At 60.9% G+C, this 18,174-nt stretch carries 13 protein-coding genes; 12 read left to right on the top strand and 1 reads right to left on the bottom strand.

The genetic code is table 11. The features are described from left to right. Positions 1-116: 116 nt before the first annotated feature. Positions 117-485: an Rv2175c family DNA-binding protein gene (locus RQ593_RS05080; RefSeq protein WP_060823681.1), complete on the top strand. Its 369-nt coding sequence runs from the start codon at positions 117-119 to the stop codon at positions 483-485. 192 nt (positions 486-677) lie between these two features. On the opposite strand, the gene RQ593_RS05075 is transcribed toward RQ593_RS05080, so the two are convergent. Then, positions 678-1,910 carry a polyprenyl synthetase family protein gene (locus tag RQ593_RS05075; RefSeq protein WP_311449981.1) on the bottom strand — a complete coding sequence of 411 codons (1,233 nt, stop codon included), beginning with the start codon at positions 1,908-1,910 and terminating at the stop codon, positions 678-680. Between the two features lie 185 nt (positions 1,911-2,095). Here RQ593_RS05075 and dinB point away from each other — a divergent pair, with 185 nt between their 5' ends. The 11 genes from dinB (at position 2,096) to RQ593_RS05020 (ending at position 18,042) form a co-directional block, all read left to right on the top strand. After that, complete coding sequence (gene dinB / locus RQ593_RS05070) at positions 2,096-3,547, top strand: DNA polymerase IV (RefSeq protein ID WP_311449980.1); 1,452 nt, start codon at positions 2,096-2,098, stop codon at positions 3,545-3,547. A 295-nt stretch (positions 3,548-3,842) separates the two neighbouring features. After that, on the top strand, positions 3,843-4,244 hold the full coding sequence (locus RQ593_RS05065) for a DUF3040 domain-containing protein (RefSeq protein ID WP_049337555.1): 402 nt from the start codon (positions 3,843-3,845) through the stop codon (positions 4,242-4,244). Between the two features lie 578 nt (positions 4,245-4,822). Then, positions 4,823-5,254: a division/cell wall cluster transcriptional repressor MraZ gene (mraZ, locus tag RQ593_RS05060; protein WP_005506565.1), complete on the top strand. Its 432-nt coding sequence runs from the start codon at positions 4,823-4,825 to the stop codon at positions 5,252-5,254. Positions 5,255-5,354: 100 nt separating this feature from the next. Further along, entirely contained in the window at positions 5,355-6,419 is a 1,065-nt protein-coding gene (rsmH, locus tag RQ593_RS05055; RefSeq protein ID WP_311449979.1) for a 16S rRNA (cytosine(1402)-N(4))-methyltransferase RsmH, read from the top strand. A 20-nt stretch (positions 6,420-6,439) separates the two neighbouring features. After that, a complete protein-coding gene (locus RQ593_RS05050; RefSeq protein ID WP_311449978.1) occupies positions 6,440-7,426 on the top strand; it encodes an amino acid ABC transporter ATPase in 987 nt (328 codons plus the stop codon). A gap of 62 nt (positions 7,427-7,488) precedes the next feature. Continuing rightward, entirely contained in the window at positions 7,489-9,354 is a 1,866-nt protein-coding gene (locus RQ593_RS05045; protein ID WP_311446744.1) for a penicillin-binding protein 2, read from the top strand. Positions 9,355-9,522: 168 nt separating this feature from the next. Next, positions 9,523-11,268 (top strand): UDP-N-acetylmuramoyl-L-alanyl-D-glutamate--2,6-diaminopimelate ligase, encoded by a 1,746-nt coding sequence (locus tag RQ593_RS05040; protein ID WP_311449977.1) that lies wholly within the window; start codon positions 9,523-9,525, stop codon positions 11,266-11,268. Then, on the top strand, positions 11,261-12,880 hold the full coding sequence (gene murF, locus RQ593_RS05035) for a UDP-N-acetylmuramoyl-tripeptide--D-alanyl-D-alanine ligase (RefSeq protein WP_311449976.1): 1,620 nt from the start codon (positions 11,261-11,263) through the stop codon (positions 12,878-12,880). The genes RQ593_RS05040 and murF overlap by 8 nt, the downstream gene beginning before the upstream one ends. A 6-nt stretch (positions 12,881-12,886) precedes the next feature. After that, complete coding sequence (mraY, locus tag RQ593_RS05030; RefSeq protein WP_060823672.1) at positions 12,887-14,092, top strand: phospho-N-acetylmuramoyl-pentapeptide-transferase; 1,206 nt, start codon at positions 12,887-12,889, stop codon at positions 14,090-14,092. Next, positions 14,092-15,678, top strand: a complete 1,587-nt coding sequence (gene murD / locus RQ593_RS05025; RefSeq protein WP_311449975.1) for a UDP-N-acetylmuramoyl-L-alanine--D-glutamate ligase — start codon at positions 14,092-14,094, stop codon at positions 15,676-15,678. The genes mraY and murD overlap by 1 nt, the downstream gene beginning before the upstream one ends. A gap of 150 nt (positions 15,679-15,828) precedes the next feature. Continuing rightward, the gene (locus RQ593_RS05020) at positions 15,829-18,042 is read left to right on the top strand and encodes an FtsW/RodA/SpoVE family cell cycle protein (protein ID WP_311449974.1); all 2,214 of its coding nucleotides are present in this window, start codon (positions 15,829-15,831) and stop codon (positions 18,040-18,042) included. Positions 18,043-18,174 lie beyond the last annotated feature (132 nt).

Below are 18,174 nucleotides of genomic sequence, written 5' to 3'. Positions count from 1 at the left end.
GAACCCAATTCACGAACCGCGGGCAACGCTCAAAAAGGAAAGGTGTGCAGGAGAGCCCCCGTGCCAGATGCGGGTCAAAAGTGGTAAATACGTGTCAGCTCTGGCACTCTTAAAAGGTGACTAACGAAAATATTGCTCAGACCTTCGCCCTCGTCGGCGATTGGGTAACCATCCCCGAAATTGCGCAGGCCCTCGACCTGAAGGTGACCCGCGTACACAACCTGATTTCTGACGGTACGCTCATCGCACTGCGCGACCCGGAAACCAACGTGCGCAAGGTACCCGCACTGTTCCTGAACGGTTCGCGAGTTCTCGAATCCCTCAAGGGCACCCTCGTTGTCCTGAAGGACTCCGGCTTCAGCGATGAAGAAGCCATCGTGTGGCTGTACACCAACGACGAGTCCCTGCCCGGCCGTCCCATCGACGCACTGATCGACGGTCGTAAGACTGAAATCCGTCGCCGTGCGCAGGCACTGGCTTGGTAATACTAGCTTGGTAACGCCGGGTTGGTAGCACCTGCTAGGTGGCACTTACTTGGTGACACCGATCCGGCACTATAGCTCAATACGTTGAGGTGGCATACTCCGGTATGTCGCCTCAACGTGTTTAACGTTCTAACTAGGGTGAACCTCTACGCCTTGCGGCGCAGCGCATCTATGCCTTGCGGCGCAGTGCATCTATGCCTTGCGGCGCAGCGCACGGCCCACAATATCGGTCAGCGCCGCATGCACCGGCTCGTCCAGGTTCATCGCCTCCAGCGCCTCAAACACAGCCTGTGACTTCTGCTCGATTAGCTGCTCATGCTTGGCGAAAGCACCCGAAGAAACCATCAGCTCGCGGATGCGCTCCACCTGCTCATCGCTCAGCTCGGGCTCGCCCAAGCTATTGTGCAGAAGCGCCGCATCCTTTTCGTCGAGGGCGGCGGAGGTGAGCGCCACCAGCACGGTACGCTTACCCTCACGCAGGTCATCGCCAGCGGGCTTGCCGGTCACCTCGGGCTGACCGAAGACGCCCAGCTCGTCATCACGCAGCTGGAAGCCCTCACCCAGCGGCAGGCCGAACGCACGGTAACCGACAAGTACCGGGTGCTGCTCGCTCACGGCACCGGCGCCGTTCTCCAGCGCGGTAGCCTGCAGAGCCAGAGCACCACCAATCGTGAAGGGGTGCTCGCACGAGTACTTGGCGGACTTGAAACGAATCACGTTCAGGGCACGCTGCAGAGCCGCCTGAGCGTCCTCGGTCTCGAGAACCTCGGAGTAGACGTCCAGGTACTGGCCCGCCAGAACCTCGGTGCGCATCCGGTCAAAAATAGTGCGCGCCGGGGCGCCATAAATCGCTCCCTCACCCAGGGACGCGAAAACCTCCGCAGACCACGCCAGGGTCAGATCTCCCGCAAGAATACCGCCGGTCAGACCGTAGTTGAAAGCATCACCGCGCCAGCTATTCTGCTCGTGCGCCGCCTCGAAACGCTTGTGCACGGAGGGTGCGCCGCGGCGGGTATCGGAGCGGTCGATAATGTCGTCGTGAATCAGCGCGGAGGTCTGGAACAGCTCCACCGCCATGCCCGCCTTCACAATGGACCAGGATGCGCGGTTCTCGGTGACGGGTGCGCCGCCCGCACCTCGCCAACCCCAGTAGCTCAGCAGGGCACGCAGACGCTTGCCGCCGGTGGAGAGGGACTCAATAGCCTCCAGCAGGGGCAGAGTTTCGGCAGAAATGCCCTCGAGCAGCTCGCGCTGGCGGGCAAAAAACTCAGCCATGAGAGTGTCAAAAGCGTGCAGGTAGGCTCGCTGCTCTTCGGCAATACGTTCAGCGAGGTGCGCAGAAGCCGCCGGGATGTTCGGGGCTGCTACGGTGAGGCTCTCGGTCGCCTGGGGAGTGGGTGCTCCGGAGGGAGAAGGGGGAGTCATACTATCCTCGCTGATGGTCGCTGTGTACGGTCCTGATGGGGTGCGGTGTGCACTTCTTCTAGCTTAGTGGAGAAACGCCCAAGAGAACGCATTTGCGAACACGTTTACGATATATTGCCTCTATTTTTCGTAGAAATGTGCTATATTTTCGGTAGGTGGGCGTAGAGGCTATGAGAGGAGGGGACATGGGGCAGATGCGAACCGGCAAGAATAGCGGCGCTAGGAACGGCGGCGCTAGGAACGGCCGCGTCATTATGCACCTGGACATGGACGCCTTCTTCGTCAACGTCGAACTTCTCGAAAACCCCGCTCTGCGTGGCGAGCCCATTATCGTGGCGCCCCTGGGTCCCCGCTCAGTTGTTTGCTCCGCCTCCTACGAGGCGCGCGCTCACGGAGTGCGCTCCGGCATGCCGCTCAGCCGCGCCCGGAACCTCAGTCCCAATGCCACCGTCCTGCCGCTGCGCGGCGACTACCGGCACTACTCCCGTGCCGTCATGGCAATCCTGAACGATCTGAGCCCCTACGTTGAGCAGGTCAGCGTGGATGAAGCCTTTGTGGACCTAACCGGTGCCTACTTGCACGGCCAAGACCCCGTCGCCCTGGCGCAGTGCGCTCGTGACCGCATCGCGCAGGAACTCTCCCTGCCCTCCTCCGCGGGGGTTGCGCCCAATAAACTACTTGCCAAAATGGCGTCCACCGGTAGTAAACCGAACGGGCTGTGGGTCATCCCGCCCGAGCGCGTTCAAGAATTCCTTGACCCGAGAAAAGTCTCCGACCTGTGGGGAGTGGGCGCGAAAAGTACCGAGCAGCTCTCCCGATACGGTATTCACACCATCGCCCAGATGAGGTCCATGAGCCTGGACTGGCTCAAAGAACGCTTCGGCACCGCCCAGGGCGAGCACCTCTGGGCCATGGCGCGCGGCATTGACGAGCGCCCCGTGATCACCGAACGCGAAGAGAAAAGCATGGGTGGCGAGCACACCTTCGAGACGGATACGACCGATGCTCGGGAGGTTAGCGCTGCTATTCGGGAGCTGAGCCTCAAGCTGGGAAAACGCCTGCGCACCGCCGGTAAACTCGCCGGAGGGCTCAGTCTCAAAATCCGCTACAGCACCTTCGAAACGCACACCCGCGCTATTGCCCTGAACGTGCCCGTAGACTCCGGCATGCAGATTGCTTCCTTAGCGTTGGAAGCCCTGCGCGCAGACGGAATCTTGGTAGGGCAGGATGCACCCCGCGCCCTGCGACTCATCGGAGTGCGCGCCGAAAAGCTCGCCCGCGCAGAAGACGGGGTGCAACAAACCCTCTTCGACTCCATCGAGAGCGGGGCAAACTCACGCTCCACACAAACCAGCTCCGCAAAAATCACCTCCGCACAAACCGTCTCCGCACAACGACGCGGCGGGGGAGCGGGTAATAGTCCGCAGAACGGTACTCGCACAGGGTTTGGTATTCGCCCGGGCTCTGGTACTCAATTAGGGTCTGGCGCTCGCCTCGTGAAAAGCGGCAGATGGTCCGAGGTGGAGCACGTCATGGACGCCATTCACCGCAAGTACTCGCAGGAAAGCCTCAAACCAGCCTCCGGAGTTACCGCGCCCGAGAAGAATATCGAAGAAAAGAGCCACAATAAGGAATAGCTGAGGGGCAACAACTGGGGAGTCGATACAGCCTGGGCCATAGCATGGTCAGCGGCTATATCGCAGCCGGTTACTCGTAAAGTGCGGGCGAAGAACACCTCCGCAGAAGGCGGGAGAAAGACATAAAGAGCTTCTGACCGAAAAAGAATGCGCCAACCCCACCCGGCGCGGTACGATGGGAAATATACGGCCGGTAAGAAGCGCTCACCGCACCAGCTGATACAGTAGCTAACCCGGTCCTAACCCGGTTGATACCGACGTCATCTTGAGCAAAGACACCTCAAAGGAGAAAACGATGGCACTGTCCGAGCGTGAACAGAAGGTTCTGGACCAGCTCGAAGAACTCATGAGCAATGAGGATCCGCACTTTGCATCCTCCATGTCTTCAACCGGCAATACTGCGCCGGTCTTTAGCGCTCGCCACTTGGCTCTCGGTATTCTCTTCGTTCTTATTGGCCTGGGCATCATTATTGGTGCGGTCGCATCTAACATGATTTGGCTGGGTGTATTCGGCTTCCTCTTTGCGGCCGGTGGCGTGTACTTCGCAACCACCAGCAAGAAGACCCCGGTAGATTCCTTCCTCGGCGGTAAGGCAGAAGGCGCAGCCCGTGTGCGTCAGCGCGAGCAGAAGGAACGCTCTTCCTTCATGAACCGCCTGGAGGACCGCTGGGACGAGCGTAATAACGGTCAGCTCTAAAGCTCAGGTCTAAAGCGTTCAGTTCTAAAGTATTCAGGGTGCAGAAGCTTCGCGGCTCAGCTCATAGGGCTGACCCCCGATGCGAGAATCTCAAAACTCAAGACTGATCAAGCGGAGGTAAGAATTCTCTTACCTCCGCTTTTTCTATGCCCAAAGAACTAGTGACTATGCCCGAACTGGTGAGAGATGGAAGTATGAGGGGCAGGCGGGCGGAGCACGCCAAACCCCGAAACTAACCCCCCTGAAACTAGCCCCGTCATTGAGTCGGGGCATGGCAAGCCTGATGAGGGTGGAGCGCTGAGTACGCACGCCCGAAGCTGTGTAGAAGCTGTGCGTCAGCGTTAAAAATGCAGAAGAGAGCATAAAAACACTAAAAGATACTCTGCCGGGTGGGGTAGGTGGTGGAAAGTGGGGTAAAGTGGAGAGGAAAGCTGAAAGTCAGTCCTATCGCCGTGCCCTCAAACACTCGGCGGAGGCGCCGGCCCGGCACACCCCGCCACCGGCACCTCCAAGGATTGTGGAGCAACCCCGCTCCCGCAGACTTTAGCGCAACGGCACACATCGGGGAGGTGAAGTGAATGTTCCTAGGTACCTACTCACCACGAATGGACGCCAAAGGACGCATCATCCTTCCCGCCAAATTCCGTGAGGAACTCTCAGCAGGCCTCGTTCTGACCCGCGGTCAAGAACGATGCCTGTACGTTTTCCCCGCCGCAGAATTTGAACGCATCCACGAACGGATGCGTACCGCACCCCTGCCGGGACGAGCCGCCCGAGACTTCCTGCGAGTTTTCCTCTCAGGAGCCTCCGACGAACTGCCCGACAAGCAGGGACGCATCACCATCCCGCCGATACTGCGCCAATACGCAGGACTGACCGACAACCTCGTCGTCATCGGATCCGGAACCCGCGCAGAAATCTGGGATGCCGCAGCCTGGGAAGAATACCTCGCCCGCACCGAAGCTGAATTCGCTGCCCTCGACGAGGACCCGTTCAGCCCGTTGCTCTAACCGGCATCCCGCCGACGCGATGGCTACCGCCCGGCATCTCTAGCACCCGCACCACTCTTCCGTAAGCCTTCCCGCAGGACAAACTCTCACAGGAGCACCCATGAGCGTAGAACATGCCCCCGAAACCGGTACGACTGCCTCCGGCGCTGCCGCCAAGGTGACCGGCGCATCCATTGAGAACCTCTCCCAGCGTGAAGCCAGTGAACGCCACGTGCCCGTCATGCTGGACCGCTGCGTTAACCTGCTGGCACCGGGCATTGAGCGCGCCGTCGAGGAGCGAGGCACCGCCTACGTGATTGACGGCACCCTCGGTATGGGCGGCCACTCCGAGGCGCTGCTTGAACGCTTCGAAAACCTTGTTCTGATCGGTATCGACCGTGACCTGCAGGCTCACGCCATCGCCGGTGAGCGCCTGGCGCGCTTCGGCGAGCGCTTCGTGCCCGTCCACGCCGTCTACGACGAAATTGACCGCGCCATGGAAACCGCCGGTGTGCAGGGCATCGACGGCATCCTGATGGACCTGGGCGTCTCCTCCATGCAGCTGGACGAACGCACCCGCGGCTTCGCCTACTCCTACGACGCGCCCCTGGACATGCGCATGAACTCCGAAGACGAGCTCACCGCCCGCATTGTTGTCAACGAATACAGCGAAGACCAGCTGCGCCGCATTATCCGCAACTGGGGCGAAGAGAAGTTCGCATCGCGTATCGCCCGCGCCATCTGCACCGCCCGCGCCAACGCACCCCTGGAAACCACCGGTGAGCTCGTGCGCATTATCCAGAAGGCGGTGCCCGTCGCCGCGCAGCGCACCGGCGGCCACCCGGCCAAGCGCACCTTCCAGGCGTTGCGCATCGAAGTGAACCACGAACTGGAAGCCCTCGAACGCGCCGTACCGGCAGCCCTGGAGGCGCTCAACCTCGGCGGCCGATTCGTCGCCATGAGCTACCACAGCCTCGAAGACAAAATCGTCAAAAGGGCACTGACCGCAGAGGCAACCTCCAAGGCGCCCAAGGGCTTCCCGGTAGAGCTTGAAGAGCACAAGCCCACCGTCAAAATCATTACCCGCGGCGCCGAACCGCCTACCGACGAGGAAATCGAACAGAACTCCCGCGCCGCCAGCGCCAAGCTACGCGCCGCCGAGAAGATCCGCATCCCCGCCAAGTAGAAGACAGAAAGCGAAGAAGAGTGAGCACCCAGCACGCATCCCAGCGCCCCACCCGCACCCAGGGCGCCCCGCGGAGTCGACGCGCCGGTTCCTCGCGCCCTGCCGCCGGCACCCCCGGCGCCGTTGGCTCTACCCGCGCATCCTCTACTGGCTCTACTGGCGGCTCTACCGGGGCGAGCCGCGCCTCCACCCGAGCCCACTCCGGCCGCACCCGCACCGCGCGTCTGGAGCCGGTCACCGCCTCTCAGCCGGTGGTCCGCCCCGCCAGCACCGCTGCTTCGCACGGCGGTAAGCGCACCTCGACGAACGCGAGCCGTGTGCCCTCGAGCGTTCGTGCGGCAGCCCGCACCGAAGAAGCACGCGAAACGAAGCCCAAGCAGCGTAACCCTCTGTCCACTGTGCGCCGCCGAGCCCGTAAGCTCAGCCCGCCCACCATGCTCGCTGTTTTTGCGGCAATTCCGCTGACCCTGATTTTTATTCTGCTGCTCAACGTGCTGATCGTGACCCGCCAGTACGACATGGTGGATTTGCGTGCGCAGGAGCAGCGCCTCGTGCAGGAGAACCAGGCGCTGCAGCAGGAGATTGGTTTCAAGGAAGCCCCGCAGGATTTGGCGATACGCGCCAGCACCCTGGGCATGTTTGTGAGCTCTTCGCAGGCAACCCTGAATCTGCAGTCCTCCACGATTGAGGGCACCCCCACCCCGGCTGCAAGCCCCACCGGTGCTGAGGGAAACAAACAGGAGAACCTGATTTCGCCTCCGGCGGCCGGCTCGAACGAAAGCTACGCCAAGAGCATTGTGGAGGCTGACAAGTCTGTTCAGCAGCGACACAGCCAGGCGAGTGGTGCGGCTAAGGCATCTGCAAGCGCCTCGGCAAGCCCCGCCCAGCAGGCTAACCCGGCACCGGCGAATAGCGCACCTGCTAGCCCCGCCGCATCTGCCGCACCGAGTGCCGCTCAGCAACCCAGCCCTGCCGCTAGCCCCGCGGCAAGCCAGGCTGCACGATAAACACCCTTGACCACAGGATGCACAGCATCACCGATAGACTAGACCAGCGAAAGGACCACCGCATGAGCTCCGACGCGCGTAAGAACGCGAACGAATCGGCATCCGGTCAGCCGGATCTGACCCGCCGTGGCTTTGTCGCAGGCGCCGCTGCCACCTGCGCTCTGGGCGTCATCGGTGCGAACCTGTTTATCCGCCAGGGCTTTGATCCCGGTGCGGTGGCGAACGCGTCCCGTCAGAAGCGTCTGCGCTCGCAGGTGCTGCCTGCTGTGCGCGGTCAGATTCTCGATATCAACGGCAACGTCATGGCGCGTACTGTGCAGCGTTATAACCTGACTGCTGACCAGAGCGCCGTGGCGACCTTCAAACGCTACAACGAGGATCGCACCCAGAAGGTTGAGGTCACCCCCAACCAGCTGGTGTACGAGATGGTCGATATTCTCAAGACCGTTGACCCGGGCATTACCGACGAGTTCATCAAGTCCAAGCTGGACGGCACCTCAAAGTACTCGGTGATCAAAGCAAATATCACCCCGGAAATTTTCAATAAGATTGATGCCCTGGGTGCGCCCTTCATCTACGGTGAGGCGTTCTCTCAGCGCCTGTACCCCAACGGTAGTGTGGGCGGTTCCGTGGTCGGTAAGTACAACATTGTTGAAGAGGCAGACGGCAACGGTACGGGCGGTACGGTGTCCCGTAACTACTCCGTGGGCATTGAGCGTGTCTTTGAGAAGGAGCTTGCCGGTACCCCCGGTGAGCGCACCTACGAGATTAGCGCTGATGGCGTGCGTATCCCCGTAGCGAAGGAAGAGCAGCGCCTGGCGGTGGACGGTAAGAATATTCGCCTAACCATTAACCGTGATGTGCAGTATTTTGCGCAGCAGGTGGTACGTGCTCGCGCCGAGGAGCTGAAGGCTGAATGGTGTACCGCCATTGTTATGGATGTGCGTGACGGCTCCATTTTGGCTCTCGCTGATTCCTCCACGATGGACCCGGGGGCGGCAACTATTGAGGATGCGGCGGACATGACTCCGCGCGCTATTTCGCAGAACGTGGAGCCCGGTTCGACCGAGAAGATGCTGACTTCTTCGGCACTGATTGAGCAGGGCCTGACGACTCCGACTAGCGTGTATGATGTGCCCGCGACCCTCACGATTGACGGCCAGACTTTCAAGGATGCGTTTGAGCACGGGGCGCAGCGGCGTACTTTCTCGGGCATTATTCATGACTCGATGAACACCGGTACGGTGCTGGTCGGTCAGAAGCTCAGCAAGGAAGAGCGCTACAACTGGTTGAAGAAGTACGGCGTCGGCGAGTTTACCGGCATTGAGCTGACCGGTGAGGAGCAGGGCCTGATTGCTGATTGGCGTGATTGGGACGGCCGTCAGCAGTACACGGTGTTGTTCGGTCAGGGTGTTGCGCAGACTCCTTTGCAGACCGCCATGATTTTCCAGGCGCTGGGCAATAAGGGTGTTCGTCTGAAGCCGCGCATTGTGGACGCGATCATTGACGCGGACGGTACCGAACATAAGCGTGCCGTGGAGCCTGGTGAACGCATGGTCAGCGAGCAGACTGCCGCCTCCTGCCTGACTCTCATGGAGAATGTGGTGGAGCAGGGCCACGCCCGTCCGGCGAAGGTGACTGGCTACCGTGTGGGCGGTAAGACCGGTACTGCGGAAACCCCGAGTGAGAAGGGCGGCTATGACGGCAACACGACGTCCTTTATTGGTGTGGCGCCGATTGAGAACCCGCAGTTCTTGGTGGCGGTGACCATGCAGCGTCCTGAGGGTACGGTGGGTACGAACGGTACGACGGCTGAGTTCTCCAAGATTATGGAGAAGACTCTGCACACCTATAATGTGCCTCGTTCTACCGGTGAACCGGAGTTGATTCCGCTTTTTGCTGAGGACAGCCCCAATAAGACGAGCTAAAGGCGAGCGGGGGAGAGGCGCCCGGTAGCTGATTCGTGATGAAGAAGCGCCGGTACTGAACACCTGTCGAAGCCTAAAGACCGTAGAATATTGAATGACCCTGTGTGCCTTGAGCGCATTGACCATACAGAGCTCACCGCTTCTGATAGCGGGGAGGAAAGAAGGACGATGGATACCGCATCTCACGCACCCGGCCAGAACCTGCTGGGCGGCGACGCTCAGACTCTGCGCCCGAATTCTGTGCGCCCGGTGAGTTTGGCGCACCTTCGCGAATATCTGCAGGGCTTGGGTGCTCAGGTGAGTTCCCAGCCGGCTAGCGGCGTTCAGGGCTCTGAGTCCGGTGAATCTGTTGAGGTTACCGGTATCAGCATGGACTCCCGAGGCGTGCGCCCGCAGGACCTGTACGTGGCTCTGCCCGGTGCGAAGGTGCACGGCGCGCAGTTTGCTGAGGCCGCGTTGAAGCTGGGCGCTTCCGCTATTTTGACGGATGCTGCCGGTGCGCAGTTGCTGGGTGAGGCGCCGGTGCCGCTCCTGGTGACTGAGAACCTGCGCGAGTACGTTGGTCCGTTGGCTGCGCTGATTTATGGTTCGGTTTCGTTCCCCGCCACCCACCGTTACGCGGTGACCGGTACGAACGGTAAGACCACCTCCACCTACATGCTGGAGTCGGTGTTCCGCACCGGCCTGGGTGTGAAGACCGGTCTGATTGGCACTATTCAGATTCTGATTGATGGTGTGTCGGTTCCTTCGAAGATGACCACCCCGGAGTCTCCTCACGTGCATTCTCTGCTGACGATTATGGGTCAGCATAAGGTACGTTGCGCGGCGATGGAGGTGTCTTCGCACGCGATTGATTACCACCGTGTGGACGGCGTGAAGTATGCGGTTGCTGGCTTCACGAACCTGACCCAGGACCACCTGGATCTGCACGGCACTATGGAGCACTACTTCGACTCGAAGGCTCAGCTGTTTACCCCCGAGCGCGCCGAGCTGGCTGTGATTACTGCTGATGACGAGTGGGGCGAGAAGATGTTCTCCGCCGCTTGCGAGCAGATGGGTGCGCAGCAGGTGCACCGTCTGGTGACTGCGCGCGGTGCCGGCCTGGCTGAGGTGCCCGCAGAGTTTGGTGCCCGCGACTGGGCTGTGGTGAAGGTTCAGCGTGAGGGCCTGGGCCATCGCTTCCATGTGGCTAATGGTGCCGGTGAGAGCATTGAATGCTACACCGGTCTGCCCGCTGACTTTAACGTTTCGAATGCTGCGCTGGCGGCTCTCATGGCATACCTGGATACTGACTCCGCTGAGCGTGAGCGTCTGCTGCCCGAGCTGGCGTCCGGTTCGGCTCTGACTCCGGTGGTGCCGGGTCGTATGCAGCTGATTTCTTTGGCTCCGCACGCGATTGTGGACTTTGCACACAACCCGGACGGTCTGACCCGCGCCCTGGAGGCAATGGACCGCCCCGGCGACGGCAAGGTCATGATTGTTTTCGGCGCGACCGGTGAGCGTGACCAGCTCAAGCGCCCGATTATGGGTGCGATTGCGGCACAGCACGCGGATATTGTGGTCGTGACTGATGACGATCCGCACGGTGAGGCGCCCGAGCCGATTCGTGCCGCCGTTGAGGAGGGCGCGCAGAAGGCTGAGAACCGCCGAGCCACCCAGATTCTGAATATTGCTCCGCGTGCCGCCGCTATTGAGGCGGCAATTGCCCTGGCGAGCGAGCACGATGCCATCCTGATTGCTGGCCGCGGCCACGAAACCGAACAGGATGTTGACGGCGTGGATATCGCCCTGGATGACCGCGTTGAAACCGCCCGTGCCCTGCGTGCGCACGGTTTCGAGATTCTGCCTGATTACCAGCGCATGCTCGACGAAAGTGACTCTAAGACCGCTGAAGGTATGGTGAAGAATGATTAAGCTCAGCGCCGCCCAGATTATTGAGGCAACCGGCGGCACCGCTATCGGCCTGGACGGTCGTGAGGAGCAGGTGTTCGCAGACTTCGCCACCACCGACTCCCGCGAGGTGCAGACCGGTACCCTGTTCGTGGCGAAGCCCGGCATGGTCACTGACGGCCACAGGTTCATTCCCATGGCGTTTGAGAAGGGCGCGACTCTGGCACTGGTCGAGCGTGAGGTACTCGACGAGCAGGGTGTGCCGTACCCGAGCATCCAGGTGCCCGATGTGGTGCTGGCGATGGGCGATTTGGCGCGCTACTCCATTGAGCAGATGCGTGCTCAGGGTGAGCTGACCGTTATCGGTATTACCGGTTCTGCCGGTAAGACCACCACCAAGGACCTTCTTGCCGCCATTTTCACCCCGGAGGGCCCGACCGTTGCCCCGGTCGGCTCCTACAACAGTGAGGTGGGCGTGCCCCTGACCGTTTTCCGCGCGGATGAGTCCACCCGCTACCTGGTTATTGAGATGGGTGCGGACCACGTGGGTAACATCGAGTACCTGGCGAATATTGCGCACCCCGACCACGGTGCGATTCTGAAGGTTGGTACCGCGCACGCTGGCGAGTTCGGCGGCGTGGACAATATTGAGCGCACTAAGGGTGAGCTGGCTGAGGGCGTTCAGCCGACCGGTTCCCTGGCGCTGAACGCTGATGATGAGCGCGTGCTGCGCATGGCGTCGCGTTCGGTTGCTCCCATTACCTACTTTGGCGTGGGCGAGAAGACCGACGCGAACGGTCAGCCGTACGAACGCTACGTTGCGGCGCTGAACCTGCGCACCACCGACGCCGGCTGCCCCGAATTCACTCTGCGCCTGCCTGACGGTAGCGAGTACGAGATTTCCTCGCAGCTGATCGGTGAGCACCATGTGTACAACCTGCTGGCTGCGGCGACGATCGCCTACAACAGCGGTATTTCGGGTGAGAAGATTGCTCGCGCGCTCAACAAGACGGCGGCTGCTTCGAAGTGGCGTATGGCCCGCACCGACCGTGCCGACGGCGTGACCGTCATTAACGACGCCTACAACGCGAACCCCGAGTCGATGGCTGCGGCACTGCGCACTCTGGCGCAGCTGGGCCGCACCGTTGACCCGGCGACCGGTCAGCCGCACCGCACCTGGGCTGTTCTGGGCGCCATGCTGGAGCTCGGTGACGCCTCCGTGGAGGAGCACGACCGCATCGGCCGCCTCGTGGTGCGCATGAACATTTCCAAGCTGATTGCTGTGGGTGACGAGACAAAGCCCACCTACAACGCGGCTCACCTGGAAGGCTCCTGGGGTAATGAGGCGACCTGGGTGAAGACCCCGGAAGAGGCAGAGCAGATTCTGCGCGCTGAGGTTCGCCCCGGCGACATTGTGCTCTTCAAGTCCTCGAACGGCGCGAAGCTGGGCATTCTGGGCGACCAGGTTGCTTTCGCCGAGTACACCTTTGGCGCTGAGGAAGAGCAGGCACCGACCTGGCTTTCTGCCGGTGACTTTGTTGAAACCACCGATTTGAGCGACCACCTTGCCGCTCACCTGGACGGTGCCGCTAACGGCGACCGCACCTCGACCGAACAGACCACGAACGAAGGGTAGCGCTTTATGATTACCGTGCTGATTGCTGGAATCTTCGGATTCCTCATCTCCCTCACCGCGCTGCCGGTGTTCATCAAGAAGATGAAGTCCCTCAAGCTTGGCCAGCTCATCCGTGAGGAAGGCCCGGCAGCCCACCAGCATAAGGCGGGCACCCCCACCATGGCGGGTCTGATTTTCATCCCCGCGGCGATTCTCGCCTACTTCTTGACCCTGGCGGTGAGCGCCCTGCTCTTTGGTACCGCGCCGGTACCGACCGCGACCGCGTGGCTGACCATCGCCTTCACCCTGGGTATGCTCGGTGTGGGCGCGGCGGACGACATCATGAAGTTCCGCAATAAAGGCAACGAGGGTCTGACCGAGAAGCAGAAGACTATCGGTCTGCTGGCTGTGACCCTGCCCTTCGCGTACTTGGCGTTCCAATTCCCGAACGAGTCGGGTGCTCGCCCGGCGTCGACCGCTATCTCTTTCGTACGTGACCTGCCCATCGACCTGTTCGCGGCGGGTGCGGTCTTCGGCAGCATCCTGATGGTTGCGTGGATTACCATCATTTCCCTGTCCGGTACGAACGCTGTGAACTTTACCGATGGTCTGGACGGCCTGGCTGGCGGCATCATGATGACCATCTTCTCCGGCTACCTGACCATCAGCATCTGGCAGTACGTGCACGCCTGCTCTGCTGGCGCTGGCACCGCCTGCTACGATGTGCGCGACCCCGGTTCGCTGGCGCTGATTGCCGCATCCCTGGTGGGTTCGCTGGCTGGCTTCCTCTGGTGGAACGTGTCGAAGGCACAGATCTTCATGGGCGACTCCGGCTCCCTGGCACTCGGCGGCGCAATGGTTGCTTTCGCGCTGTTCACCCGCACCGAGCTTCTTCTGCTGGTCATCGCTCTGATCCCCGTGCTGGAAGTGTTCTCTGTGATCGTGCAGAAGTTCGTGTTCAAGACCAGCCGTAAGCGTTCGGTCGCAGCGGGGGAGAAGCCCCTGCACGCGCACCGTTACTTCCGTATGACCCCCTTCCACCACCACATGGAGAAGGTCGGCGTCAACGGCAAATACTCAATTGATAAGAAGGGTCTTGCCCCCGGTACCGTCAGCAGTGGCGAAGTGAACTCCGTGTTCCGCCTCTGGGTTGTTAACGCCCTCTGCGTGCTCGTTGCCCTGGCGCTGTTCTTCGGTGACTGGTTCTCGCAGACGTCTGGAGTGATTCACTAATGTCAACTAATGAACAGCCGGATGCTGCTCGCATTGAAGCGAACGCCGCCGCTATTGCGGTGAACCCGGTGTATGAGAATGAGCGCCTCGCGGAGCTGACTCACTGGGGTGCCCCCTGGGCTAACCTGCGCGTGGTTGTGGTGGGCATGGGTACCAGCGGCGATGCCGTGACCGATGTGCTCGCCCAGCTGGGTGCACATATCGTTGTCATCGATGGGGCTGACACCCCGGAGAAGCGTGAGCGCATCGAGATTTACAAGAACGCCTACGGTAATGTTGAGGGCCTGTTCGGTCCCGAGCACATGCGTGCACTGCCCCTGGTGGATGGTCAGGAACCCGAGCTTGTGGTGACCTCCCCGGGCGTGCGTCCCGACCACCCGGTCATGCTGGACGCTTATGAGCGTCGCATCCAGATTTGGGGCGATGTGGAGCTGGCGTGGCGCCTGAATGAGCGCAGCGACCGCCTGACCCCCAAGTGGCTGTGCCTGACCGGTACGAACGGTAAGACCACCACCGTGGGTATGGTTGATTCCATCCTGAAGGCTGCCGGTAAGAAGTCTATTCAGGTGGGTAACGTGGGCATGCCCATCGTGTACGCCATTGCCGATGACGAGCCCTATGAGTTCTTCGCGGTGGAGCTGTCCAGCTTCCAGCTGCACTGGACCTACTCGATGTCCCCGTACGCTTCGGTGGTTCTGAACATCGCTGAGGATCACGTGGACTGGCACGGCTCGTTCGACGGCTACAAGGCTGATAAGGCTCGCGTGTACGAGCACACTCAGGTTGCTTGCATCTTCAACACCGACCACGTGGACACCCTGCGCATGGTCGAGAACGCGGACGTTATTGAGGGCGCTCGCGCGATTGGTTTTAGCTCCACTGAGATGCCTGCCGTGTCTATGCTCGGCCTGGCTGAGGACATCATGGTGGACCGCGCATTCTTGAAGAACCGTTACAACGAGGCGTACGAGCTGGCGGTTCTGGAGGATTTGGCTCCGGCACCCGGTAAGATGCCCGCGAAGCATACCGTGGAGAACGCTCTGGCGGCTGCGGCGCTGTGCCGTGCGGCTGATATTGACCCGAAGGCTGTGGGCGCTGGCCTGCGTTCCTTCAAAACTGGTGCACACCGCAACCAGCTGGTGGGCTACGCGAACGACATCATGTGGGTGAACGATTCGAAGGCTACGAATCCTCACGCCGCGAATGCGTCGATGAGCGGTTACCCCTCGCTGGTGTGGATTGCCGGTGGCCTGTCGAAGGGCGTTGAGTACGATGAGCTGATTGTTGCTCACGCTCAGCGCCTGAAGGCTGTGCTGATTATCGGTACTGATACTGCGGCGTTGAAGTCGGCGTTGGCTAACCACGCTCCGGAGGTTCCGACCTACAATATGACCGCCGCTGTGGCTGATCCTTCGGACGGCATTGCCGTGATGAACGCGGCCGTTGCGAAGGCTACTGAGCTGGCGCATCCGGGTGATACCGTGCTGATGGCTCCCGCGTCTGCGTCGATGGACCAGTTCAAGAATTATGCGGTGCGCGGTGATGCGTTTGCGAACGCTGTTGCCGCCCAGCTGGCAGACTCTTAGGACGTTGCCTGCAGGGGGGCGTCTCGGGTGACCGGGGTGCTTTCTGCGGGTTCTTCTCGGGGGTGGGATGGTAATGGTGTCCCACCCCTGAACCTTTTTCGTGTAGTCGCCACGACGAATCCGTGGCAATTGAGGCCTATAGGAGGGCATGTGAGTACCAGCGCATCTTCGGAGCGTTCGGCTTCTTCGGCGCGTTCGACCGCGAGTGGTCGTTGGGCGTCTTTGCGAGCCGGTTGGGAGGATTTCTCTGCGCCGTTCCGTGCTCGTGCCGATAGGCTGTACCGTCGTGGTTTGAAGGCTGACCTGTGGGATGTGCCGGTGATGCTGCTGGTCACCACCTTGGGTCTGGCTATTTTTGGCTGCATTATGGTGCTGTCGGCCTCGAGCGTCACCATGATTTCTCAGGGCCAGTCGCCGTTCTCGCAGGTTTCGTCTCAGGTCATGTTCTTGGTTCTTGGCGTGATTGCGATGGTGGGTATTACGCGTATCCCGGTGGGGGTTTACCACAAGAAGTTTGTGGTGAACGCGATGCTGATTGCCGCGTTGGTCATGCAGCTTGCCGTGGTGGTCGTTGGCGTTGAGGTGAACGGTAACCGTAACTGGTTGAAGATTGGTCCTGTGCAGATTCAGCCGTCGGAGTTTTCGAAGCTGGCGATTATTATGTGGCTGGCGTGGGTGTACAGCCGTCACGGCGATATTTCTCGCAGTATTTGGCGTACTCTGTTCCCCTCGATTTATGGTGTGGGTGCCCTGGTGTTGCTGATTATGCTCGGCGGCGATATGGGTACCGCCATGGTGTACGGCTTCATCTTTGTGGGCATGATGTGGCTGGCGGGTGCTTCTCGCAGCTCGCTGCTGAAGATTGGCGGCGCGTTTGCGGCGCTGGCGCTGGTGGGTGTTCTCAGTAGCGCGAACCGTGTGGCTCGTATTTTCGGTGTTTGGGGTTCGTGCACGAACGCTAACTGTGACCAGGCGAATTCTGGTGAGGTGGCGCTGACGACCGGCGGCTTCTTGGGTGTTGGTCTGGGCCAGTCGCGTCAGAAGTACAACTACTTGGCTGAGGCGCATAACGACTATATTTTTGCCATTATTGGTGAGGAGCTGGGCCTGCTGGGTACGCTGGCGGTTCTGCTGCTGTATGCGGGCCTGGTGTATTGTGCGGTGCGTATTATGCTGCGCACTACTGACCCGCTGGTGCGTTTGGCTACGGGCGGCATCATGATTTGGTTGAGCTCTCAGGCGATTATCAATATGGGCATGGTGTCCCGTATTTTGCCGGTGATTGGTGTGCCTCTGCCGTTTGTCTCCTATGGTGGTTCGTCGCTGTTGTCTTCGTTGTTTGCGGCGGGTTTGTTGTTGGCGTTTGCGCGGCAGACTCCGTTGCATGGCGCGACAGCACCGTCAAATATTGAGACTCAGAGCGTGCGTGAGGTTCGTCGTGCGAATGCTGATTGGCAGCGTCGTACGCCGTTGCAGATTGTGCTGAATCAGGAGGAGGCTGCTCGTGCGGCTGCTGGTGGCCACCTGCTGAAGGAACATAATCCTTTGAAGGTTGTTTTTGGTCCGGAGAGTACGTTGCGCCGCTGGTTGGGTTTTGCGCCGGATCAGCAACGTGAGTTGGCTCGTGTGGCTCGGGAGGAGCAGAAGGAGCAGGAGCGTCAGGCCCGGGAGCAGCAGAAGGAGCAGGCTCGTCTGGCTCGTGAGGAAGCTACCCGTGTGAAGGCGGAGCAGAAGGCCGCAACGCAGAAGCAGAAGGCTGAAGCCCAGAAGCAGAAGGCCTCGCAGAAGCCTGCACCGACGAAGGCAGCTCCGAAGAAGGCTTCCGCTCAGCCTCGTACCGGTCAGCAGGCTCGTGTTGCTCAGAAGAGTACTACCTCTACCCGAGCTACACAGGGTAAGCCGGCCGAGGCTCGCACCGCTCAGAAGACGGCTGCTGCGAAGCCTGTAGGCCAGAAGCCTGCTGCACAGAAGCCCGCCGCACAGAAGCAAGCGGCGTCGAAGCAGACTGTACAGCAGAGCCCCGCCCAGCCTCGTACCGCTCAGCAGCCTGCTGCGCAGAAGCGAGTGCAGCAGCTTCGTGGTGCCCAGCCCCGTAGCGCCCACCCCCGTAGTGCGCAGCACCGTCCGTCGGGTTCGCTGCCTGCGGGTCTGCAGCCGCTGCATCCTGAGGATCGTCTGCGTCGTGCCCAGCGACAGGGTAATCCTCAGCAGGGTAATCCTCGCCAGGGTGCTCAGCGTCAGGGTACGCAGCGTCAGGTAGCGCCGCGACAGGGTGCCCAGGCAAAGGGCGCTCAGCAGGCGCAGCGTCCGGCTCAGGGCGCGGCTCGGAACTCCACTCCGCGCAACACCCGCAAGCAGGGCTAAACCCCGCGGAACCCGCTCCGTGAAGCCTGCGCTTCGGGGGCTGAGGTTCGGGGGAGTGGGTTGCGGCTTGCGCCTCCGCCCGTGATGAATATGCGCTGAATATGAGATAACGCCCTCGCTATTGAGTCCTAG

The sequence above is a fragment of the uncultured Rothia sp. genome, from assembly GCF_963507905.1.
In the GTDB taxonomy this organism is placed as follows: Bacteria; Actinomycetota; Actinomycetes; order Actinomycetales; family Micrococcaceae; genus Rothia.
Note: the sequence above shows the minus strand (reverse complement) of the source record. Positions and strands in the feature narration are given on the sequence as shown.

Bases quoted from the DNA above. Each gene is read 5' to 3' on its own strand.
- mraY (WP_060823672.1), top strand. From the start codon at position 12,887: ATGATTACCGTGCTGATTGCTGGAATCTTCGGATTCCTCATCTCCCTC.
- RQ593_RS05075 (WP_311449981.1), bottom strand. From the start codon at position 1,910: ATGACTCCCCCTTCTCCCTCCGGAGCACCCACTCCCCAGGCGACCGAG.
- RQ593_RS05065 (WP_049337555.1), top strand. From the start codon at position 3,843: ATGGCACTGTCCGAGCGTGAACAGAAGGTTCTGGACCAGCTCGAAGAA.
- murF (WP_311449976.1), top strand. From the start codon at position 11,261: ATGATTAAGCTCAGCGCCGCCCAGATTATTGAGGCAACCGGCGGCACC.
- murD (WP_311449975.1), top strand. From the start codon at position 14,092: ATGTCAACTAATGAACAGCCGGATGCTGCTCGCATTGAAGCGAACGCC.
- mraZ (WP_005506565.1), top strand. From the start codon at position 4,823: ATGTTCCTAGGTACCTACTCACCACGAATGGACGCCAAAGGACGCATC.
- dinB (WP_311449980.1), top strand. From the start codon at position 2,096: ATGGGGCAGATGCGAACCGGCAAGAATAGCGGCGCTAGGAACGGCGGC.
- RQ593_RS05040 (WP_311449977.1), top strand. From the start codon at position 9,523: ATGGATACCGCATCTCACGCACCCGGCCAGAACCTGCTGGGCGGCGAC.
- rsmH (WP_311449979.1), top strand. From the start codon at position 5,355: ATGAGCGTAGAACATGCCCCCGAAACCGGTACGACTGCCTCCGGCGCT.
- RQ593_RS05045 (WP_311446744.1), top strand. From the start codon at position 7,489: ATGAGCTCCGACGCGCGTAAGAACGCGAACGAATCGGCATCCGGTCAG.